This window comes from Hahella sp. KA22 (genome assembly GCF_004135205.1).
GTDB lineage: Bacteria > Pseudomonadota > Gammaproteobacteria > Pseudomonadales > Oleiphilaceae > Hahella.
In genome coordinates this window covers 6,457,959-6,476,097 of record NZ_CP035490.1, presented here as the reverse complement: position 1 = coordinate 6,476,097, position 18,139 = coordinate 6,457,959, and the positions used below count along the sequence as shown (strand labels likewise).

The following is an 18,139-nucleotide window of genomic DNA, read 5'->3' as shown; positions in this document are numbered from 1 at the left end:
TGAAAAAGAGGGAGGCCGGGCAATGGCTGGCAATTCTATCGTTCGCCTGGGGGCGACACTTATTCTGGCGGCGGCTTACGCGACTTCGGCGCAGGCGGCGGACTATTCCGTAGGCGGCATGCTGGGGACGCAGGGCGTTGGCGTCACCGCCGCCAAACGGACGGACTGGAGTCTGGTGGATGAGGACCAACTGCAGCTGCGTTTTACCTTCGGCGGGCTGGATGTGGACGACGTCGACGATCTTGAGCTGAGCGGAACCAAATACAAAGCGGATTTCCGCACAGGGACTCTGACTGGCGGCGTGGACTGGTATCCGTTCTCCGGTAAGTATGTGGATAACATCTTCTTCTCTGGCGGCTTGGTTTATTTTGATCACGATATCAAAGGGACCACTAAGTCAGGTCAGTCTTTCGACGTTGGCGGCGCGCATGTCAGCAGTAGCGATAATGTGCGTTTGGATGCGGAAGTTGATCAGTCCTCCTGGGCGCCTTATCTGAGTCTGGGGTGGGGGAATCGTATTCGTAGCGAATCCGGCTTTTCTTTCCAGGCAGAGTTTGGGGTGATGACGCCGTTTAGCGATCCGGATGTGAAGTTGAGCGCCAGAGATCCTGGAGGCGTTCTGTCTGCGGATAATCTGGAGCGCGAGCGTCGTGATATTGAAGATGATCTGGGCGGCGCGCAGGGGTTCCTGTCCGTGGCCGTGACTTATCAGTTCTAAGATGCGGTAGAGACTGGCTGCGGAAGGCCCTTACCGGGCCTGCGCAGCGCCAAGAGCGGACGGAGCTCAGTCCTGCTGAGCCTCCGCTTTTTTCTGCATTTGCAATGCGTTCTCCGTCTGATGCCGGATATGGTCCTGAATATCGTCAGGCCATAGCGAAATCATATCGTCAAACGTCTCATAGTCTTTGGCGAAGAAGGCGCGACAGGCTTCTTCAAAACCAGGAAAGTCGCCGGCGACGGTGGACATGAAGCGATACACGGCTTCCAGCGCCAGGCGGGATTTGTCGATATCCACATTGTCGCGTCTGGCCGCTTCGACCAGTTTGCGCAAGGCTACGGACGCGCCGCCCGGTTGCGCCCTTAACCAATCCCAGTGCCGGGGCAACAGCGTGACTTCTCTCGATACCACTCCCAGTTTGGGACGTCCAGGTCCGGCTTTCGGTTTAGGGGCGCCATCTTTGCTACGTGCTGCGATTCTGGCGATAACATCTTCAGCCGTTCCGCGATAATCAATATCCACGATCCGGCCGGTTGCGTTGTCGTAGATAGCCACGGGGGCGTTGGCGTCCTGCTCTAATAAGGTTTTGGCCTTCAGGGCCACTTCAGGCAAGTCGCCGGCGGCGAAAAGCTGGTGGCCGTGAAAACCGGTATAACTCTGAGTTTCTAGTGCGCTCATCTGTTTCACTCCTGTGCTCGCTCGGATAGCCGGTAACCACGACTATCCTGGAAAATATGTTGCCAATAATACCCGGGTAAAAAATGAAGTCAATATTACCCGGTAAATAATGTTTCTTTGGCAAGCATAAAAAGCGTTTTTAAAACCACAAGTTAGTGGCGGTGTGCTGGAGATTCAGTGAGCAGTGGGGGAGTTGGATAAGGGAAAATAAAAGCCTGGGAAGAGTCCCAGGCGGGTATTCACCATGATAAACCGAAGTCTTTTCGTCTCAATTTGGCCATGCGTCCATCCGGCGCATGCCAAACAACCCCTTCCATGTTTTGCGCGGCCATCCAGTCGCGCAAAGAGTGGAAGTCGAGGCGCTCCGGCGGCGTCAGGATCTTGCCTCCATGCGCCCACAGCGCATGGCGCTGCAACTGGTAACGGTTACTCTGAACTTTAGGGCCGACCAGTTCGTAGGTCTGGCCTTCGATCAGTTTGCCGTCGGCCTGCTCAAGCGCCTCGCAATGCCAGCAATCTTCCGGGTTGGCTGCGGAAATCGGTAGCCAGCCGGGCCAGTGTCCGGTGAGGGCGTCAGGTTCCGCCTCGCAAGGCGCAAAGCCGTCCGGCGCCGATTTGAACATGGCGTGGTCCAGTGTTTCGAGACGTCCGGCGCGAAGTTTGGCGGCGAATGGCTTGCGCAGTTTACGGTCGTAGCGTTTCCACAAACGACCTTCTCTGAACAGACAGGCGCTGCCGTCGAACTTCTCGGTGGCGAGCCCAATGCCTTGCAACACCCAGGCGGACTCTGCAACCACCTGCTCCGTCGCCAGGTGGCTATGGCGATCGATGACGAATAAGGTCTTGATCTTTTTCATGTTTTTTCTCCTATGAAGTTTAAACGGATTTCGAGTCCCGTCCGGCTCCATGAAGAGAGGCGGCATGGTAACGCCTGATATCAATGGCGGTCAAACTGGGCGGCCTGATTACGCAATTTTTTTCAATTAAATGCGTACGACGACAGCCTCTGTCGCTCCGCCACGTAATATGTCTCTTGTAAAGCGGCGTTGGTCAAAGGCGTGATCGTTTCATCGCAGGGAAGCCACTGCCGCTGTGCTGTCTATGTGGTAATGGAAGGCGTAAGAGATAGGGATTTCTCACCCCACTGAGTTGATGTCCTTGCGCGCACGGAACAGCGCTTGACCCAAAGGGATTTGGGGTCTTTTTCTAAACTGTGGCCAGTAAGCTACACTGACCGGTTTTGTTAACTCTCAAATGCAAAAGGATTGAGGAACTGCCTTCTCCAAAGCAGCTTTTGATCAACTGCACTTAAATTTGCCTCCTCGCAAACTTTCTCCCAATTTGCTTCAATCTCTTCGCGCTGTCTGTCAAAAATCATTCTGGCTTCCTCTTTAGAAAGCTGAAAACATGACGCTGCATCAAGGCAGGATTTGAGTGTGCTTAGTCTGTTTGTACCAGAAATTAGCATGGCTTGCGTTGCTTCATTACCTGTGCGGCCTTGAGGGCAAATATCGTAAGCTGGAGTTAGGCTCAGCGTTTTTCCATTCCAGAATGCTGCATGGTTTCTAGCGTGGTCATCGGTATTGCCACTCAGGATGTTGAAGACGAGACGAGAAAACAGCTCTCTGAGTGTTTTTTTAGGATCATCGAAATGATGGCGGATAATTTCGGCGAATATTTCGTAGCTGGCATAACGCGCCATCATGTCATCCAGGCGGAAAAGCGTTAGTGCGGAGACCATGGCTTTACGTGTCCAGCCGTGTATAGTTTTTTCACGATCAAAGCGCTTGATCAAAAGGATATCTTTTTGTGCAGCTTGAACCAACTTTACGGGGGCTGCATTTATTCCAGCAATTGCGGCTAGTCGCATAGCGATATATTCAGCCTTTACCACACTGTAAAGGTCCGTGTTTGAAGAAAACTTCGCCACGTATTTTATGCCATGATCCTCGATCAAGGCTTTGGGGCGTGCGCCACCGATAGAGCTACCATGGAAGAGAGCCTGATCCAGCTCAGGAGTCAGAGGTACGCCTTGCTCGACCCGTGCAGCGGATTCAAGCAATTCTTCCAGAGGGACGTTGTTTGCCGAACGCGGAACGTATTCACTGGGGGAGCGTTGAAAGTCCAGTGCGCCGATCCGATCAGAGCCAGATTCAAGCAAATAGGTTAGCTCTCCTAATGCATTGGTATCCGTATCTCTGCCTTTGCGCCCGAGCTTTTTATTGATGATAACGCGCCGTCCCCAGGCATCCGGCGAAGAATCTCGGATGCACCCGGGCATGGTTAGTCCATCAAGCAGGGGCAATACGCCTTTTTTCAGTGGCAATTCCGGCTCGTAAATGGAAATGATTGGAAGTCTGGCGGCTATACGCTCCAGATAGCTTCTACCATAGTTGAACTGCACATTACCTTGATCGTCCGCCTCAAGCTTTCCGGCAACAATGGGGGCAGTGGCTTCGGGTAGCCATATCCAGACAAAAGCTTCTCTGTCACTGGCATTCGAAGAAGAGGTATTAGAAGTCATCATCAGCAACCTTGACTTTCTTGCGTACTGACTTTGGCAGCAGCGCGAGTTTGTCTTCTGTTTGGCGAATATGTTTAGTGAGTGTGCTCGTTTCCGCATCAAAAAGTTTAACGCCAACGATGGTGGCGACCTCAAAGGTCGCACCCAGCTCGCACTTGGGGTCGCCTTTTTCAATACGCTGCAGCAGGCCACGTGAAATTCCAGCACGATCGGCAACCTCTTGCGCACTCATCTTGCGCTCTATTCTCGCCACACGGATCAGGTTGCTAAGGAGGGTGATGGCCTCAAGGCTATAGCGGGAGTATGTGCGCGTCGATACTTTGGGCATATCTTGTCTTTGGTCTATAAATGAATCATATGCTATCTATGTGATCTATATATGAGTCAAAATATCAGTGTTTGCTTTGTCCGACAAGTAGAAATGGTTTATATGTGATCCGGTAGTTATTCTTGTGGTCTATATATGGGGCAAACTTGGTGAAATTTGAGAGTGGGCGCTGCTCTTCCACATTTGTTGAGCTTTCGGCTTTCAAATCCCAGTAATCCTCAATATCCTGGCGCAGCTTGCGTCTGAGCACCCAAAATACAAGGGATTAGACGACCGAAAGTAACAGGGCCTGCGGTATGCATGGCCCTGTCTTTCGTGGCGGATAGTCGCCGTGTTTGTTCCCAGGCATTTGGCTTCTGGGAAGTCAGATTGGGTTTAGATCACAAACGGGATCAGGCACTTGGCTTTTTTCTTATAGTTCCGCCAGGCTTCGCCGTAGCGTTCTTCCGCCATTTTTTCGCTTTTGGGAATGGCGTCCGCCATGTACTGCGCGATATTGGCCAATGGCGCGATGACGCCCCAGGGGTTGCCGGCGGTGAGGCCGAAGGCGACGTAGATCAGGAAGTCGCCGAAGTAGTTGGGGTGACGGGAGTAGCGCCAGAAGCCGGTATCGAGAATCTGGCCGCGGGAGTTGGGTTGTTGCTTGAATAAGTGCTTCTGATAGTCGCTGCCGAAATGGAAGATAGTGCCGACCAGATAGACGGCGACAGCGCTGTAATCAATCCAGTTTAACGGGCCGACACGGTCCGCCGCCCATTGGAATGGCAGGCAGTAGAGCCAGCCAAATACGTTGGCGAGAATAATCGGTAAAAAGTAGATGGCCGACAGCGGCATGACTTCCTTGAGCTTGGCGGCGGCGGTGTTGTTGTACCAAAGCGTGAGGACTACATTCATGCGTAACTGGTAAATAATCACCATGCCCAATAGCAGGGCTTTACGCACCAGATCTGCCTCGCCGTACCAGCAATACACCAGCGTTACCGGCAGCAGTGTGTTAAATCCAAAGATAAACGGCGCTTTGGTGTCCTTGGTGATCAGAGCGGCGATGACGCCAGCGACGGCCATGGCCTCGATCACAATGATCATGATTATCCATTGTTGCTCCATATTTCCTTTTCCTTTTTCTATCGAACTTGAGTAAGCCGTCTGGCGACGGGGTTAGGGTTCCATTGCATGTGGGTTTCTTTTGGGCCTGTCGTTATCCCGTGGCGATGATGCCGTTGGTTTTTCTTCTGGGACTTTTGTCGAAAACTTCTTTGATGGCGCCAAGCCGGGCGAAAAAAATCATGCGCCCGTTTTCGTCCCGCAGACGCTCGATCTCAATGCGCGCCTGGTCATGCTGCAGCATGACGCTGGCCGGATGTATGGCCAGCTTCTGCTCCTGAGCGTTAAGCCAAACCTCCATCAAGCGCGCGCCAGCCTGAGTCAGCGCTTTCGGCGTCATATGCTCTTCTCCCAGATGGCAGAACAACAACTGGGATGAATCTTCCACCAGCGCGCCAAGCTGTTCCGCCATACGTTGCGGCGCGCCGAAGGGACGCAGCGCCTGCATGACAGGCGGAGCCAGTACGCAACGATAGAACAGACTGCTCCACTTGCTTTGCGGGCCCAGCAGACTTTGCAGGTAGAATCCGTCTTCCGCGTCTTCATCCAGGGAAAAGTGGATATAGCGATAAGTCTCGCGCCAGGCTTTATAGTTGGCGAAGTCCAGCACCGCATACTGTTTCACCAGTTGCGCTGCGCGACGAATCGTCGCGGGATCGCGTTCGATCCGCATCAGCAAATGCTCGCCGGTTAAGGACAATGGCCAGCGCCGCGCCAACAGTTTCTGCAATCCGTCGTCGCTGATGCGCAATGGATTAAAAGGTCCGCGGTGGGTGCGCCGGTGTAGAACCAGTCGCCGCCATTCTTCTGCATCGCTGACGGGTTTAATGCTGTCGGGCGTGATACGCACCGCCGTCAGCGCAAGGCAACCGTGTTCCTGCTCCAGTGCTGTAAGGGGAGCGTCTTTTTCGCCCTCGCAGAGCCAGCGCGGACGCCAGTCATGGCCTTTGACGCCCAGAGACATGCAAAACAAGCCCAGAAATAATCCGCAGCTCATCAGCATTTCGATTTCCAGACTTTCCAGGGCTTTGAGTTTACGAGCGCTGTTCAACGCCAGGACGACACATTGTTCTCCTTCCTGAAGCCTGTCTCCGAGGAGTGCGTTGGCCCGCTCGCGCTCCTGAATATGTATCAACGTCCAGGGTTGCGAGTTGTGGGATGACGGCGCCCAGCGCGCCAAATCCACAGTTTCCTGAAGTTCATGGGTGAAATCCGACGGCATAAATAAAGCTCCAATCTTTCAATAAATTCCTTGCGCATTAAGCCCCTGGAGTCGGTCGCAAACTTCCGGCGGGCTGCCGACAACCACGAGAGCGCATCCCTGAAACCGGTCTGCAATCGCCACCAGAGGCGTATTGGCGACAGCGCCGAGTTCCCGGCTGAGCCGCCGTGATAATGTCCAGGACAACGCGCCGGCGTCTCCTGGCGGATGCAGTTCTACGTCAGCGAACCAACCAAAAATGCTGCGTCCGTAGCATTTCAGCAGCGCCTCTTTGAACGCCCACGCCATGGTGGCGGAAGCGTCGCGTTCGTTGCGCCCGCGGCGTAACAGCCAGCGCCGCTCCTCTGGGGTGAACGCCATTTCCCAGACTGAGCCGCAGAAGGTGCGAACGGGTTCGATATCGACGCCGACGGGGCAACGCCCAGCCGCCGCCACGGCCCAGTCGTCAGCGTGACTGATGCTGATGTAGCCTTCCATGTTGGCTTCCGGACGGCCTTGATGGGGATCAGTTTTGCAATTGCTGATAATGATGTCCCGTAAGGCGCGCTGCGGCGCCGCCAACTCTGCTTGCAAGCGCTGGAGCGCCTGTTTCCCGGCCAGTCTTCCCGCGCCCCATTCCAGCTTGCGTTTGGCGAAACGAATCTGGCGCAGATGGCGTCGTTCGCGCAGGTCGAATACCCGCCGCAGGTCAGCCTCCGTTGCAAAATGGCTGCGCCAGCGGTTCACTGACACGGCATACAGACGCCAGGGACCGATCATCAATGAGCGGTTCCAGTCTGATGCCTGTAATTTCCCCGAATGCAGCCGGGGGGGAGACGCAGCAGGCTCAGCCTGCGGCATAGCCTGAGCCCAGCTGCTCGCCCGCCAGTTCTTCAACGACTTCCGCCATACGGGAAAAGGCCTGCACCAATCCGGCGAACGTCGATGTTTCCATATCGGCGTCAAAGGCGGCGCGGTCGGTTATTTTTATCACCTCCACATAGTGATAAGGAGCGTTTGGCTCCAAAGACGCGCGATGCACGTCAAAGCGCACGACGCTGGGCAGGTCGGGGCAGGTGGCGTAATCGACGTTTTGCACCCAGGACTCGAAGGCGTCGGCTTGTGCAATATCGAACAGGCGGATTTTGTGAATGATGGTTTCCATTTCGTTCCCTTTCCTTAATTTGCAGTGTATTGAGAGTCGTCCGGCGCCGCATGGGTATCGGTTACGGACTGTAAGAGCAGATGATAGTTAACGCCGCCAGTGCCGAATGAACTGACCGCGGCGTATCGGGCGTCTTCGCCCAATGGCCAGGGTTGCCGGGCGGTGACAGGCTCCGTGGGAATCTCCGCCAGGGGCAGCTCCGGATTCATCTCCCGTCGTAACAGCGTGGCGGGGATATCACCGTAACGGATCGCCAGCAGGGTTTTCAATAGGCCGGCTGACCCCGCTGCGGCGAAGGTATGTCCGATATTGGACTTGATCGAACCGACCTTAAGCGGACCGCTCCGTTCTTGTGTCCGGTACACCTCGTTCAGTGCGGTCAGCTCAGCGATATCTCCCAGTCGCGTGCCTGTGCCATGAGTTTCCACGTACTGTACGCGAGCAGGAGAATAACCGGCCTGTGCGAAGGCTTTGCGCATGGCCAGCGCCTGTCCCTGTGGGTCCGGCGCCGTCATGGAGCGGGCGTCGCAGGAGGCGCCGACGCCGGTGATGGCGGCGTAAATACGGTCGCCATCCCGCAATGCGTCACTCAGACGCTTGAGGACGAACATGCCGGCGCCGTCACCGGGTGAAAACCCGTCCGCGTCCACCGCGAAAGGCGCGATTTTGTGCTGCGACAGCATCATTTGCGCAGAGCACAGCGTCAGGTCGCGAATGTTCACCGGCAACTCCACGCCTCCCGCCAGCACCAGGTCGTAGCGATGACTGCGCAGCGCCAGCACCGCGTTATGCAGCGCCGCCAGAGAGGATGCGCAAGCCGCTTCAATGGCTGCGGGCGCGGCGTTGAGCTGGAAGCAATTGGAGATCAACGCCGCGATGCCGCTGGCGGAAAAACTGTCGAGCGTGAAGTGGTCGACCTCATCGGGGGAGAGTCGCTGTCTTGCTGAGGCATCCTGAAAGTACGCCGCCTGTGGCGAGCCGGCGAACAGCGCCTGCAACTGGGGATAGTGGAGCGCCGCCGAAAGTGCGCGTTCACGCCCCAGATTCAGATTGCTGGCGATAAACACCGCCGCTGCGCCCTGGCGTTGTCGTTTGCGTGACAGACCGTAGTCAGCCAGCGCTTCCGCCGCGCTTTGCAGTCCCAGTTTTTGGGCGCGGTCCATGCCGGCGGCGCGGCGCGGAAAAATTTTATAAGGGGATAAGTCGAACTCGCTTTGCTCCAGCGCTGCGCCATACTGCGCGTAACAGCTCAACGGTCGCGATGCGTCCGCGCTGAAGAAGGCGCGACGGGGCAGTACTGCTTCCGGCAGTGGCTGAACGGCGTCAGCGCTAACCCACAGGCCTGCGCGTATTGCCGTCACGTCGCGCCAAGGACCGAAAGAACCTCCGACGCCGACAATGGCAATGGGTTCCTGGGACGCCGGAGTTGTCTCAATGTCCGCCGGGACCGCATCAGGGCTGGACAGCACCATATGCCAACTGACGCCGCTCAATCCGCCGCCGCACACGCCGGCGATACGCTCGTCCGTTTGTGGCCAGGACTCGCAGCGCCCGGCCCCGTAATCGATGTTCTGACGTAGTATTAACTCCTGGCCGTCTGCTTGCGGCATGCCGGGCAGGCGACCGTGGCGCAGCGCCAGACTGGCGGCGGCGATGGCGTTGAGTCCGGCGTTGGCGAACGCATAGCCCAGGTTGGCGACGCAAGAGCGCAGATGCAGGGGGACGCTATCGTCATGGCGTAAATCCGACATCGCGGTCAGTAGCGCTTTGCTTTCTTCCACATGCCCTGGCAGCGCACACTCAATATAACGCTGTCTGGCGGGAGTGATATTGGCCTGACGGCAGGCTTCCGCAGCGGCCTGATACTTTAACGCCGCATCGCCGCCGTAGCGGTAGCCGGAGGGAGAGTCGCGACGAGCGCTGGCGGCGCCGCGAATGACGCTGTAGATGCGATCGCCATCCCGGCGCGCATCGCTGAGCCTCTTCAGCAACAACGCTGTGGCCCCTTCCGCTAACGGCGCTCCAGGTGAACTGGCGGTGAAAGGCGCGCCGGACGCGAAGCCTTTTTTCTCCAGAGCGAGGGCGGGCAGCAGACTGTCATAGCGCTGTCCGGCGATGACCAGCGCCGCTTTGGTCTGGCCTCCTGACAGCGCCAGCAGGGCGGCCTCCAACACCACATAACTGGTGGCGTCGGCGGACTCCAGCGCCTGGGCGCGGCCGCGAAAACCGAAATGCGAGGCGATGCGGGCGGGGATGCTGCTCGCCATCTCGCCGACGCGATCATGAGAGGACAAGCCGAAGTGCTCGCGCAGATGTTCGCGGATAGCGTCCAGGTCCGCTTCACAGTCTCCTGAGCGTTGCTCCGCGGCCTCATAAGCGAGCCGCACGCCTTCCACTTTCAAGGCGTTATTAAGCGCGCTGTCGAAGCAAAAGCAGGAGCCGCTGTACACATCGGTGTCGTCCAGTGACGGCAGCTTGTCGGGATAGCCTGCGTCACGCAGACATTGCTCCGCCGCGCGCAGCTGTAGCAGCATCATCTGGGAAACGGATTTACGGTAGGCGGGAGGAATGCGGAAGCGTTTGAAGTCGCTTTCCGCCTCGGCGAAAAATGAACCACGCCAGGCGTCCAGATGCGCCCTGGCCGCTGCACTGGTTTGCGGTATCCGGTGCGCTGGCATGGCGCGCAGGGGCGCACGCTCGCCACGCTCAAGCAGTCGCCAGAACGATTCCGTATCCTGAGCGGAGGGGGTAATGCAGGCGATGCCGACGATAGCGACAGGCTCGCGCAAGGTCCGGTCGTGGGAGCCGGGTGAGGGGGAGGAAAATAAGCTGGCGTCAGTCATGTCAGGCAACCGGGTCTGTGTGAGTCTGTGGCGCAACGTTCGGCTTGAACGCCAACTCTTTTAACGCCAGGTAATCAATTTTGCCGTTACGGCTTTTCGGCAGTTCGTCCAGTCTGCGCACCAGCTTGGGAATCATGTAGCGGGGCAATCGCGTCTGACAGTGTTGCTTGATGGCGAGCACGCTGGGCGCAGAGGCCGGATCAACCGCACTGAAGTAAGCGATGAGGTTTTGCGCCTGCTCGGTGATTTCCGCCACCACGGCGATTTCCCGGATGCCCGGCATGGTCGACAACGCCGCTTCGATCTCTCCCAGCTCCACCCGGTAGCCATTGATTTTCAGCATGCGGTCCTTGCGCCCGTGGTAGTACAGATAGCCGTTTTCGTAGCCCACCAGATCGCCGGTCGCATGGCGTCCCTGTAAATGGTTGTCGGCGTTAGCGGGGTCGACGCGGTTGCGGTAACCCGGTGTGACGCAGGAGCCTTCAATGATCAGTTCGCCAATGGCGCCGGGAGTACTGACAGGCAGGCCCTGGTCGTCCAGCACCAGGGCGTTTTGCCCGGGCAGCGGAGCGCCGATATACACCGGCTTGTCCCGTTGCAGGTCCTCCGCCGTCACTCGATAGTAAAGGCAGACATTGGTTTCGGTCGGCCCATAGAAGTTATAGAGCGCACAATCACCGGGCAGACGCTGGCTTAGCTCCCGTAAAGGACGAATCGGGAAGACTTCGCCGGCGAAAATCAGATAGCATAGCGAGGCGGTGACGTCGGTATCCAGGGCTCCGGCGCTCACCATCAGAGACAGGATTGAGGGAACGCTGTACCAAACACTGACGTCATAGCGCTGAATGCCGTCCGCCAGCGCGGCGACATCCCGTTGTTGTTCTTCGCCGATAACCCAGACCCCTGCGCCCGCCGCCGCTGCGGCGAATAGATCGAAGGTGCTGAGATCGAAATGGAAACCGGCGTGGTTGGAAAAGACGTCCCGCTCGTTCAGAGAAAGCTCTTGTAACGCCCAGCCGATAAAGGCGTGCAGATTGCCGTAGCTGATCTGTACCCCCTTGGGCATGCCAGTGGAGCCGGAGGTGAATAAAATCGCCGCCAGATCCTGTGGACCGGGATGATGCGGCGTTTGCTCCGACGGAGGTTCGAAAGTATCCGCCGACGCCCGTGACGCGACGGCGAAACGACCGGGCGCCGCTGCGTCAGGAACCTTGTGGAAGTCGGTGACCAGCGCCAGCCGTAATGACGCGCAAGTCGCATCATCCAGTTGCTCAAAGCGGGCGCTGTCGGTAACGAGAATGGCGGGCTCCGCGCCGGTGAAAATTTTCTTCGCCCGCTCCACCGGCTGCATGCCATCCATGGGAACATACACACCGCCGCACTCCATGGCGGCGTACAGGGCGACAACATAATCGATTTGTTTGGGCAACCAGATCGCCACGCGATCCCCTGGCTGCAGACCGGCGTAGCGGAAATAGCCAGCCCAGCGGCGCACCATGGCGTAGAACTGCTCGTAGCTTATTTCCTCTGGACCGACAAACGCCGGACGCTGGGGAAAGTTGACGGCGGAGCGTCGTAAATAATCGATGACAGGGACAAATCCGTTTTCCGTTTCTTGTACTTTCATGCCTGCTCTCCTCCAATCCTGCATTAAGCTGGCGCAGTGACGACATCACCCCGGACGGCTGGCGTTACGCCATCCGGGGTAATCGGATCACAGCGTGACGGGAATATTCACTTCTTTCGCTGCGTCGATGATGATCTGCGCCGCCATATCCAGGTCTTCTTCGGTATGTTCGCTGGTGACGCTGATGCGCAGACGCGCGTCGCCCACCGCCACGCCGGGGAAAACCACGGTCTGGCAGTACATGCCGCGAGCGCGGACGGCGCGGCCAAGCTCCAGGGTTTTGCGATCGTCACCCACCACCACCGGAATAATGGCGCTGTTGGAATGCTCCAAATCGAACCCGGCGCCCAGCAGGTGACCACGCAGGCGATGAATGTTGCTCCAGAGTTTGCTCAAGCGCTGCGGCTCGCGCTCCATCACATCGATAGAGGCGATCACGCCCGCCGCCACGGCTGCGGGGATAGTGGCTGCGAACACGTAAGAGTTGGAGTAGAAGCGCAGGTATTCCACTACATCTTCATCCGCGCACACGAAGCCGCCTACGCCGGCCAGCGCCTTGCTCATGGTGCCCAGCTCCAGATCGGCCATGCCCTTCATATTGAAGTGTTCGGTGGTGCCGGAACCGGTTTTGCCGAGGACGCCGGTGGAGTGGGCGTCATCCACCAGGACGCGTGCGCCGTATTGCTGCGCCAGTTCCACCAGGCGCGGCAGGTCGACGATATCGCCGTGCATGGAGAATACGCCGTCGGTGACGATCAGTTTGCCGCCGTCGTGGTCGGCGTATTTTTTCAGCGTGGTCTCCAGGCTTTCCATGCTGTGCTGGTAAATCTTGCGGGAAGCGCCGGAGAGTTTGCAGCCGTCCTGAATGCTCATGTGGTTGATGGAGTCGGTGAACACCAGATCATTGCGTCCGGCCAGAGCGGAAATACAGCCCAGATTGGCGGAATAGCCGGACGGATACACGATGCAGGCCTCGCGTCCCTTCAGCCTGGCCAGACGACGCTCCAATTCCTTGTGCAGAACATTACTGCCGCCGATCAGACGGCAACCGGTATTGGTGGCTCCGTAGCGACGGGCGCCTTCGGCGATGGCTTCAATGACTTCGGGATGATTGGCCAGCCCAAGATAATTGTTGGAGGCGAACATCAGAAACTCACGGCGGCGTCCGGTAACTTCGTCGTAGATCACCGCACGGTTACGGCATTGGGATTCCAGAGGCATGCCGTACCAATACAGCTGCGCCTGCTGCTTCGCCACGTAGAATTTGCGGAACTCCCGGGTCTTATGAAACAGATCGCGATCCGGCAGATTGACGAAATCTTTCATGGTGCGGGGATCGTTTTCCGCCGCTTCATTGGCGCCGTAGGCCGCGTCCAGATGCTCCGCTCCCAGAGCTTCAACCTGATGCGGGCGACTGGCGCGGATGTATTGCAACAGTTTCTCGGGCGTATCGCAGTCCGCCAGACTCAGGTGAGCAGGCATGCCGTGTTCGCTGCGCAGACGGTCGTGCAAAGCGGAGATGTCCTTCTGCCCGAAACCGCTGGCGAGGAAGCTCAGCTTGAACTGGTCCGCCAGTTCAGTCGCAGCGTCGCTGGGTTCCTTCACGTCTTCCTGATTTAGACGGTCGATGAAGTCCGTCCACATGCCGCCGCCACTGGCGCGGCTTTCTGCGGGGTGCCTGGAAACCTGTTGCGACTCAGGAGCGGCGCCTACTTCCTTGGCGGGGCGGGCCAGGGCGGCGTCGGCTCCGATCTCGCGCAGATAGGCGATGACTTGCGCGATAGTGCTCAGTCCGGCGGGAAAACCGGCTTTCTCCATGCGCATGAGCTTGGCGATCTCCGCCAGCACAGCAGCCTGAGTCACGGAGTCGACGCCTAAATCGCCCTCCAGATCCGCTTGCAGGTCCAGCTCGCTGCGACGGTAGCCGGTGTGAGCCTGATAAACATCGAGCACGTTCGCGCTCAGTGCGTCGTCCTGGGCGTCAGCGCGGCGAGCTGTCGCCGTTTGCTGCGCAACTGTGGCGACGCTGAGGCCCTCTTTCTGCAGGCGCTGACTGATATGGCGCAGCAGTTGCCCGACATTGTCCAGGCCCGCTTGCACTGACTTATTCTGCAGGCCCAGCGTCTGATAAATTTCCGCCTGCACGGAAGCCAGGGTGATGGAATCGACACCCAGGTCGCCCTCGAAATCCGCGTCGTCGTCAAAGTCTTCCTGCGCGTATTCCGTGTGGCGTTGCAAGGCGCTCAGCACCAGTTCCCGCAGAGACTCTTCCGCCTGTTGCGTATCGGCAAATACTTGTTCTGTCATGGTGTTACCTCATTCCTTGAATATTCGGGGCTAGTGTTGTTGCAGGCGTGTGACCAGATCCACCATCTTGCGCACGGAGGCGAAGTTGCCGGGGGTAACCTGATTGAGGGGGATCGATGCGCCGGTCTCGCGCCGCAGTAGCTCCACCAGATCGAAGAGGGAGCCGGAATCGATAATGTTGAGCTCCAGAATCGGGGTGTCCGCGTTGAAACCCTGATCGTCCGAGCCCAGATAATTCTCGGAAATGTAGGTGAGTAATGTGTTCTCTAGCATTGTGCATCTTCCTTTTTGAGGGGGGACTGGAAGACGGGCCGAAGCCCGTTTGTCAGGCTTTTTCTCCGACGAATAACGTGCGCGGTCCGTTGATGCGCAGCACTCTCACGTTGCTGAATCCGGCCTCTTCAAAGCGCTGCATATATTGCTGCGCCGTGGACTCCACGCCGCCATCTGTCGACACCAGCATGTTGATGGAGAGCAGAGAGGTGAACAGCGGGCCGCTTTCGTCTTCGTCCAGAGGCGTTTCGCTGGCCATGAAGACGCCGCCTGACGGCAGGGCGTCGTAAATGTTGCGCAGAATCTGCAACTGCGTGTCAGGGGCGTAATCGTGCAGCATCCAGCCCAGATGGATCAGGTCGTACTCCTGCTGTGGAATGGTTCCGGCGATCACGTCGCCTTCAACCACCTTGATGCGATCAGCGAAGTCGCCGGACATGATTTTGTCGCGCACGTAGCAGGCCGCTTTCGGTAATTCACAGATGGCGATCTCCAGGTGTGGGCAGGCTTCCGCCACGGCGACCGGCAAGCTGCCGACGCCGCTGCCAATGTCCATGAAGCGGCTGTAGGCGGAAAAGTCCACGCCTTCCACCATGCCGTCAATAAAGGGCTTGGCGAAGATGCCCAGGAACTCCTGGAAGTCCGTCACGTCGGACGGGTTCTGATACAGAATGTCGAACCAGCTGCGTTTATCGCCGAACACCGCCTCCCGTTGATCTTTGTCGTCGCGCACGGCCTGGGCGGTGTTGGACCACAGCGGATACAGGAAGGCGTCGATGTGGCGGCCCAGCCAGCCCAGCCATTGCGGCGACTGGCTGACCAGATAGGGCGCTGCGCCCGGAGCCAGGGAATAGGCGTCCCCCTCGCGTTGGAGCAACCCCATCGCCTGCAGGGCGATCAGCATGCGCTTGCCCGAAGCGACTGGCGCATTGGCGCGGGCGCAGATGTCCTCCAGAGAGGCCGGGCCCTCCGCCATGGCGTCGAACAGCCCCAGGTCGAAGGCGGCGGTCAGGGTTTTGGTTTTGAAGAAACCCATCATCAGGTCGACAATTTGATCTTTGCTAATTTCCATCGCTATCTCTCCATATGTTCAAAAAAGGCGTTGTTTAGTTCATAAAAGTGGACATTTCTTCGCATACGGTGGCGAAGGATTTCACGAAGTGGTCGACCTCCTCTTTACTGATGATCAGCGGGGGTTGGATACGGATTACGGTTGAGCTGTTGGCGGTGACGAACGTCAGAATGCGGTGATCGTTACTGAGCTTGGTGACGAAGCGCATGCAGAACATTTCCGCCAGTGATTCCTCCATCTTGCCCACCGCCGCCGCCAGGTGCTCGCGGACTTCGTCAGGGAAAAAGCGGTACGCCAGATGCCAGTCTCCCGGCAGGCGCGTGCCGAATTCCCGGGCGCAGGCTTCCACGGCTCCGCTGAAGTCGTTGTTGAACTGGATGCCCAACATCAGGCCGCGGCCGCGCACTTCCTTGATAAAGGGATAGGCTTGCACCGCTTGCTGCAGTTCGGCTTTGAAATAGTCGCCCATCTCTTGCGAGCGGCGTGGCAGATCCTGCTCTATTACGCCTTCCAGCGCGGCGAGCCCGGCGACGCCAGCCAGATTGCAGCCGCCGAAGGTGGAGGTGTGCAACAGGAAGCGTCCGGTGGAGGCGTAGGCCGCGTCCCAGATTTCCGCGGAACTGAGCGTGGCTCCAATGGGAATCAGCCCGCCGGACAGGGACTTCGACAACACCATAATGTCAGGCTCCACTCCTTCCCATTCACAGGCGAACAGGCGTCCGGTGCGTCCCAGGCCGGTCTGGATTTCATCCACGATCAGCAGGGTTCCGGTGCGCCGACATAGTTCCTGGGCGGCTTTCAGATAGCCGTCCGGCGGTAGGTAAACGCCGCCTTCTCCCTGGATCGGCTCAATGATGAACGCGCATACATCGCCTTGCTCCAGTTCAGCGCGCAGCGCCTCCAGGTCGCCGAATGGCACGCCCGTGCAACCGGGCAACAGGGGGCGGAAGTGCTTCTGATGCTTTTCGCGACCGGTGACGGAGAGCGCACCCAGTGTCTTGCCGTGGTAACTGTTGTTGGCGAAGACAAAACGGGAGCGACGACTGGCTGCCTTCGCAAGCTTCAGCGCCGCCTCCACGGCTTCTGTGCCGGAGTTGCTGAAAAAGACCCGTTCGAAGCGTCCGGGCGCCACGGCGCAGAGTCGTTCCGCCAGCTTGGAGGTCTCTTCCGGCAGGGAGACGTATTGCACGAAATTGGGGCCCATATTGGCGACGTATTTCTGGATCGCCTCCGTCACCACTTGTGGGTTATGGCCCAGATTGAGGCAGCCGTAACCGGACACCATATCCAGAAAACGCTCGCCGTCCGTATCGGTCAGAGTGCACCCTTCCGCGCGTTCGAAAACTTTGTCGCAACGCTGCATCTGCAGGAAATCCGCCAGCATCGGATTGATGTAACTGCGGAAACGCTGCACGGTTTGCGAGCGCCGCGCTTCGCCTGAATCCGGCTCCGTCGCCGCCAGATCCGATGGGGTATAGCCCGGCGCCTGGGCTTTGCCGCTATGGTGGAAACGACGCAGGCCGTTGATCAGTTCGATGTTGATGCGCTCGCCAAAGGACGCCAGAGGAAAGGCGTGGAAGCCATGACGTTCCGCCATCGCTCCAATCTCCAGCACTTTTTCCGGGGGCAAGTCGCGACCAATGGAGAAACACTCCGCGCGTCCTTCCAGAGCCAAGACCATGGTTTCCGCAAGACAGCCATTAATCTGCTGTTTGATGGACATGTTCATGGACTCTCCGCCCAGCTTGGTCGCTGGCGAAGCGGTGACGCAGCCGCCGTCCAGCACCAGCACGTCAGTGCGAGGCGTGGGAGGACGCTCCGCGTCGCGGGGCAGGGCGATGTCCACGACAATGGAGCCGGGCGCCAGGCGGGATACGTCGATTACGCCGCCGGACGAGGTGGCGGCGGCGAACAGGCGATTGCGCTCATACGCCGCGTCCATGGAATTTAACAAGGTGACCCGACTGCGCCAATGCTCAGGCAGGTGCTCCAGCAGTTGCGCATCATCCGCCGTGCCCCGGTGAACCAAATCCAGGCGGCAGCCCAACTGCAGCAACAGCTTGGCCAGCGCCAGACAGATGGAGCCGGGATAACCCACTATCGCCACCTGCGCATCCGCCGGATCGAGCTGTAAACGCTCCAGCGTCTGCAGCAGCACGGTGTAGCCCGCGTAAGTGGTGAGAGAATTGCCGCTGGTCACGGGGATGTCGGCGCGCTCCGCCGTCACCAGCCCGCGCTTGCCGATAATCGAGGTAAAGCCGCCCAGGCCTACGAGCTGGGCGCCCTGCGCCTGCAACGA

At 58.2% G+C, this 18,139-nt stretch carries 15 protein-coding genes; 1 reads left to right on the top strand and 14 read right to left on the bottom strand.

Annotated elements, in window-relative coordinates:
* Positions 1-22: 22 nt before the first annotated feature.
* Positions 23-718, top strand: coding sequence for a hypothetical protein (locus EUZ85_RS28620; protein WP_127973520.1), 696 nt, complete (start codon positions 23-25; stop codon positions 716-718).
* A 66-nt stretch (positions 719-784) separates the two neighbouring features.
* Here the strand turns inward: EUZ85_RS28620 and EUZ85_RS28615 are convergent, their stop codons facing one another.
* The 14 genes from EUZ85_RS28615 to EUZ85_RS28550 form a co-directional block, all read right to left on the bottom strand.
* A complete protein-coding gene (locus tag EUZ85_RS28615; RefSeq protein ID WP_127973519.1) occupies positions 785-1,396 on the bottom strand; it encodes a DUF2239 family protein in 612 nt (203 codons plus the stop codon).
* A gap of 239 nt (positions 1,397-1,635) precedes the next feature.
* Positions 1,636-2,253, bottom strand: a complete 618-nt coding sequence (locus EUZ85_RS28610) for a DUF5565 family protein (RefSeq protein ID WP_127973518.1) — start codon at positions 2,251-2,253, stop codon at positions 1,636-1,638.
* Positions 2,254-2,639: 386 nt separating this feature from the next.
* The gene (locus EUZ85_RS28605; RefSeq protein WP_241566886.1) at positions 2,640-3,923 is read right to left on the bottom strand and encodes a type II toxin-antitoxin system HipA family toxin; all 1,284 of its coding nucleotides are present in this window, start codon (positions 3,921-3,923) and stop codon (positions 2,640-2,642) included.
* Complete coding sequence (locus EUZ85_RS28600; RefSeq protein WP_127973517.1) at positions 3,910-4,248, bottom strand: helix-turn-helix transcriptional regulator; 339 nt, start codon at positions 4,246-4,248, stop codon at positions 3,910-3,912. Before EUZ85_RS28600 ends, EUZ85_RS28605 begins: the two co-directional genes overlap by 14 nt.
* A gap of 375 nt (positions 4,249-4,623) precedes the next feature.
* Positions 4,624-5,355 carry a DUF1295 domain-containing protein gene (locus tag EUZ85_RS28595; protein WP_127973516.1) on the bottom strand — a complete coding sequence of 244 codons (732 nt, stop codon included), beginning with the start codon at positions 5,353-5,355 and terminating at the stop codon, positions 4,624-4,626.
* A 91-nt stretch (positions 5,356-5,446) separates the two neighbouring features.
* Positions 5,447-6,574, bottom strand: coding sequence for a nitroreductase family protein (locus EUZ85_RS28590; RefSeq protein ID WP_127973515.1), 1,128 nt, complete (start codon positions 6,572-6,574; stop codon positions 5,447-5,449).
* Between the two features lie 18 nt (positions 6,575-6,592).
* Positions 6,593-7,414 (bottom strand): 4'-phosphopantetheinyl transferase superfamily protein, encoded by an 822-nt coding sequence (locus tag EUZ85_RS28585; protein WP_127973514.1) that lies wholly within the window; start codon positions 7,412-7,414, stop codon positions 6,593-6,595.
* Positions 7,401-7,718: a RedY protein gene (locus tag EUZ85_RS28580; protein ID WP_127973513.1), complete on the bottom strand. Its 318-nt coding sequence runs from the start codon at positions 7,716-7,718 to the stop codon at positions 7,401-7,403. The genes EUZ85_RS28585 and EUZ85_RS28580 overlap by 14 nt, the downstream gene beginning before the upstream one ends.
* A 14-nt stretch (positions 7,719-7,732) precedes the next feature.
* Positions 7,733-10,561 (bottom strand): polyketide synthase, encoded by a 2,829-nt coding sequence (locus tag EUZ85_RS28575; protein WP_127973512.1) that lies wholly within the window; start codon positions 10,559-10,561, stop codon positions 7,733-7,735.
* A 1-nt stretch (position 10,562) separates the two neighbouring features.
* Positions 10,563-12,188 (bottom strand): AMP-binding protein, encoded by a 1,626-nt coding sequence (locus EUZ85_RS28570; protein WP_164887386.1) that lies wholly within the window; start codon positions 12,186-12,188, stop codon positions 10,563-10,565.
* A gap of 87 nt (positions 12,189-12,275) precedes the next feature.
* The gene (locus tag EUZ85_RS28565; protein WP_127973510.1) at positions 12,276-14,495 is read right to left on the bottom strand and encodes an aminotransferase class I/II-fold pyridoxal phosphate-dependent enzyme; all 2,220 of its coding nucleotides are present in this window, start codon (positions 14,493-14,495) and stop codon (positions 12,276-12,278) included.
* Positions 14,496-14,525: 30 nt separating this feature from the next.
* A complete protein-coding gene (locus EUZ85_RS28560; protein WP_127973509.1) occupies positions 14,526-14,768 on the bottom strand; it encodes an acyl carrier protein in 243 nt (80 codons plus the stop codon).
* Positions 14,769-14,820: 52 nt separating this feature from the next.
* Complete coding sequence (locus EUZ85_RS28555) at positions 14,821-15,840, bottom strand: methyltransferase (protein WP_127973508.1); 1,020 nt, start codon at positions 15,838-15,840, stop codon at positions 14,821-14,823.
* Positions 15,841-15,874: 34 nt separating this feature from the next.
* Positions 15,875-18,136, bottom strand: coding sequence for an aminotransferase class III-fold pyridoxal phosphate-dependent enzyme (locus EUZ85_RS28550; protein ID WP_246842215.1), 2,262 nt, complete (start codon positions 18,134-18,136; stop codon positions 15,875-15,877).
* Between the last annotated feature and the right edge of the window lie 3 nt (positions 18,137-18,139).

Bases quoted from the DNA above. Each gene is read 5' to 3' on its own strand.
- EUZ85_RS28580 (WP_127973513.1), bottom strand. From the start codon at position 7,718: ATGGAAACCATCATTCACAAAATCCGCCTGTTCGATATTGCACAAGCC.
- EUZ85_RS28620 (WP_127973520.1), top strand. From the start codon at position 23: ATGGCTGGCAATTCTATCGTTCGCCTGGGGGCGACACTTATTCTGGCG.
- EUZ85_RS28615 (WP_127973519.1), bottom strand. From the start codon at position 1,396: ATGAGCGCACTAGAAACTCAGAGTTATACCGGTTTTCACGGCCACCAG.
- EUZ85_RS28590 (WP_127973515.1), bottom strand. From the start codon at position 6,574: ATGCCGTCGGATTTCACCCATGAACTTCAGGAAACTGTGGATTTGGCG.
- EUZ85_RS28595 (WP_127973516.1), bottom strand. From the start codon at position 5,355: ATGGAGCAACAATGGATAATCATGATCATTGTGATCGAGGCCATGGCC.
- EUZ85_RS28605 (WP_241566886.1), bottom strand. From the start codon at position 3,923: ATGATGACTTCTAATACCTCTTCTTCGAATGCCAGTGACAGAGAAGCT.
- EUZ85_RS28565 (WP_127973510.1), bottom strand. From the start codon at position 14,495: ATGACAGAACAAGTATTTGCCGATACGCAACAGGCGGAAGAGTCTCTG.
- EUZ85_RS28575 (WP_127973512.1), bottom strand. From the start codon at position 10,561: ATGACTGACGCCAGCTTATTTTCCTCCCCCTCACCCGGCTCCCACGAC.
- EUZ85_RS28585 (WP_127973514.1), bottom strand. From the start codon at position 7,414: ATGCCGCAGGCTGAGCCTGCTGCGTCTCCCCCCCGGCTGCATTCGGGG.
- EUZ85_RS28560 (WP_127973509.1), bottom strand. From the start codon at position 14,768: ATGCTAGAGAACACATTACTCACCTACATTTCCGAGAATTATCTGGGC.
- EUZ85_RS28570 (WP_164887386.1), bottom strand. From the start codon at position 12,188: ATGAAAGTACAAGAAACGGAAAACGGATTTGTCCCTGTCATCGATTAT.
- EUZ85_RS28600 (WP_127973517.1), bottom strand. From the start codon at position 4,248: ATGCCCAAAGTATCGACGCGCACATACTCCCGCTATAGCCTTGAGGCC.
- EUZ85_RS28555 (WP_127973508.1), bottom strand. From the start codon at position 15,840: ATGGAAATTAGCAAAGATCAAATTGTCGACCTGATGATGGGTTTCTTC.
- EUZ85_RS28610 (WP_127973518.1), bottom strand. From the start codon at position 2,253: ATGAAAAAGATCAAGACCTTATTCGTCATCGATCGCCATAGCCACCTG.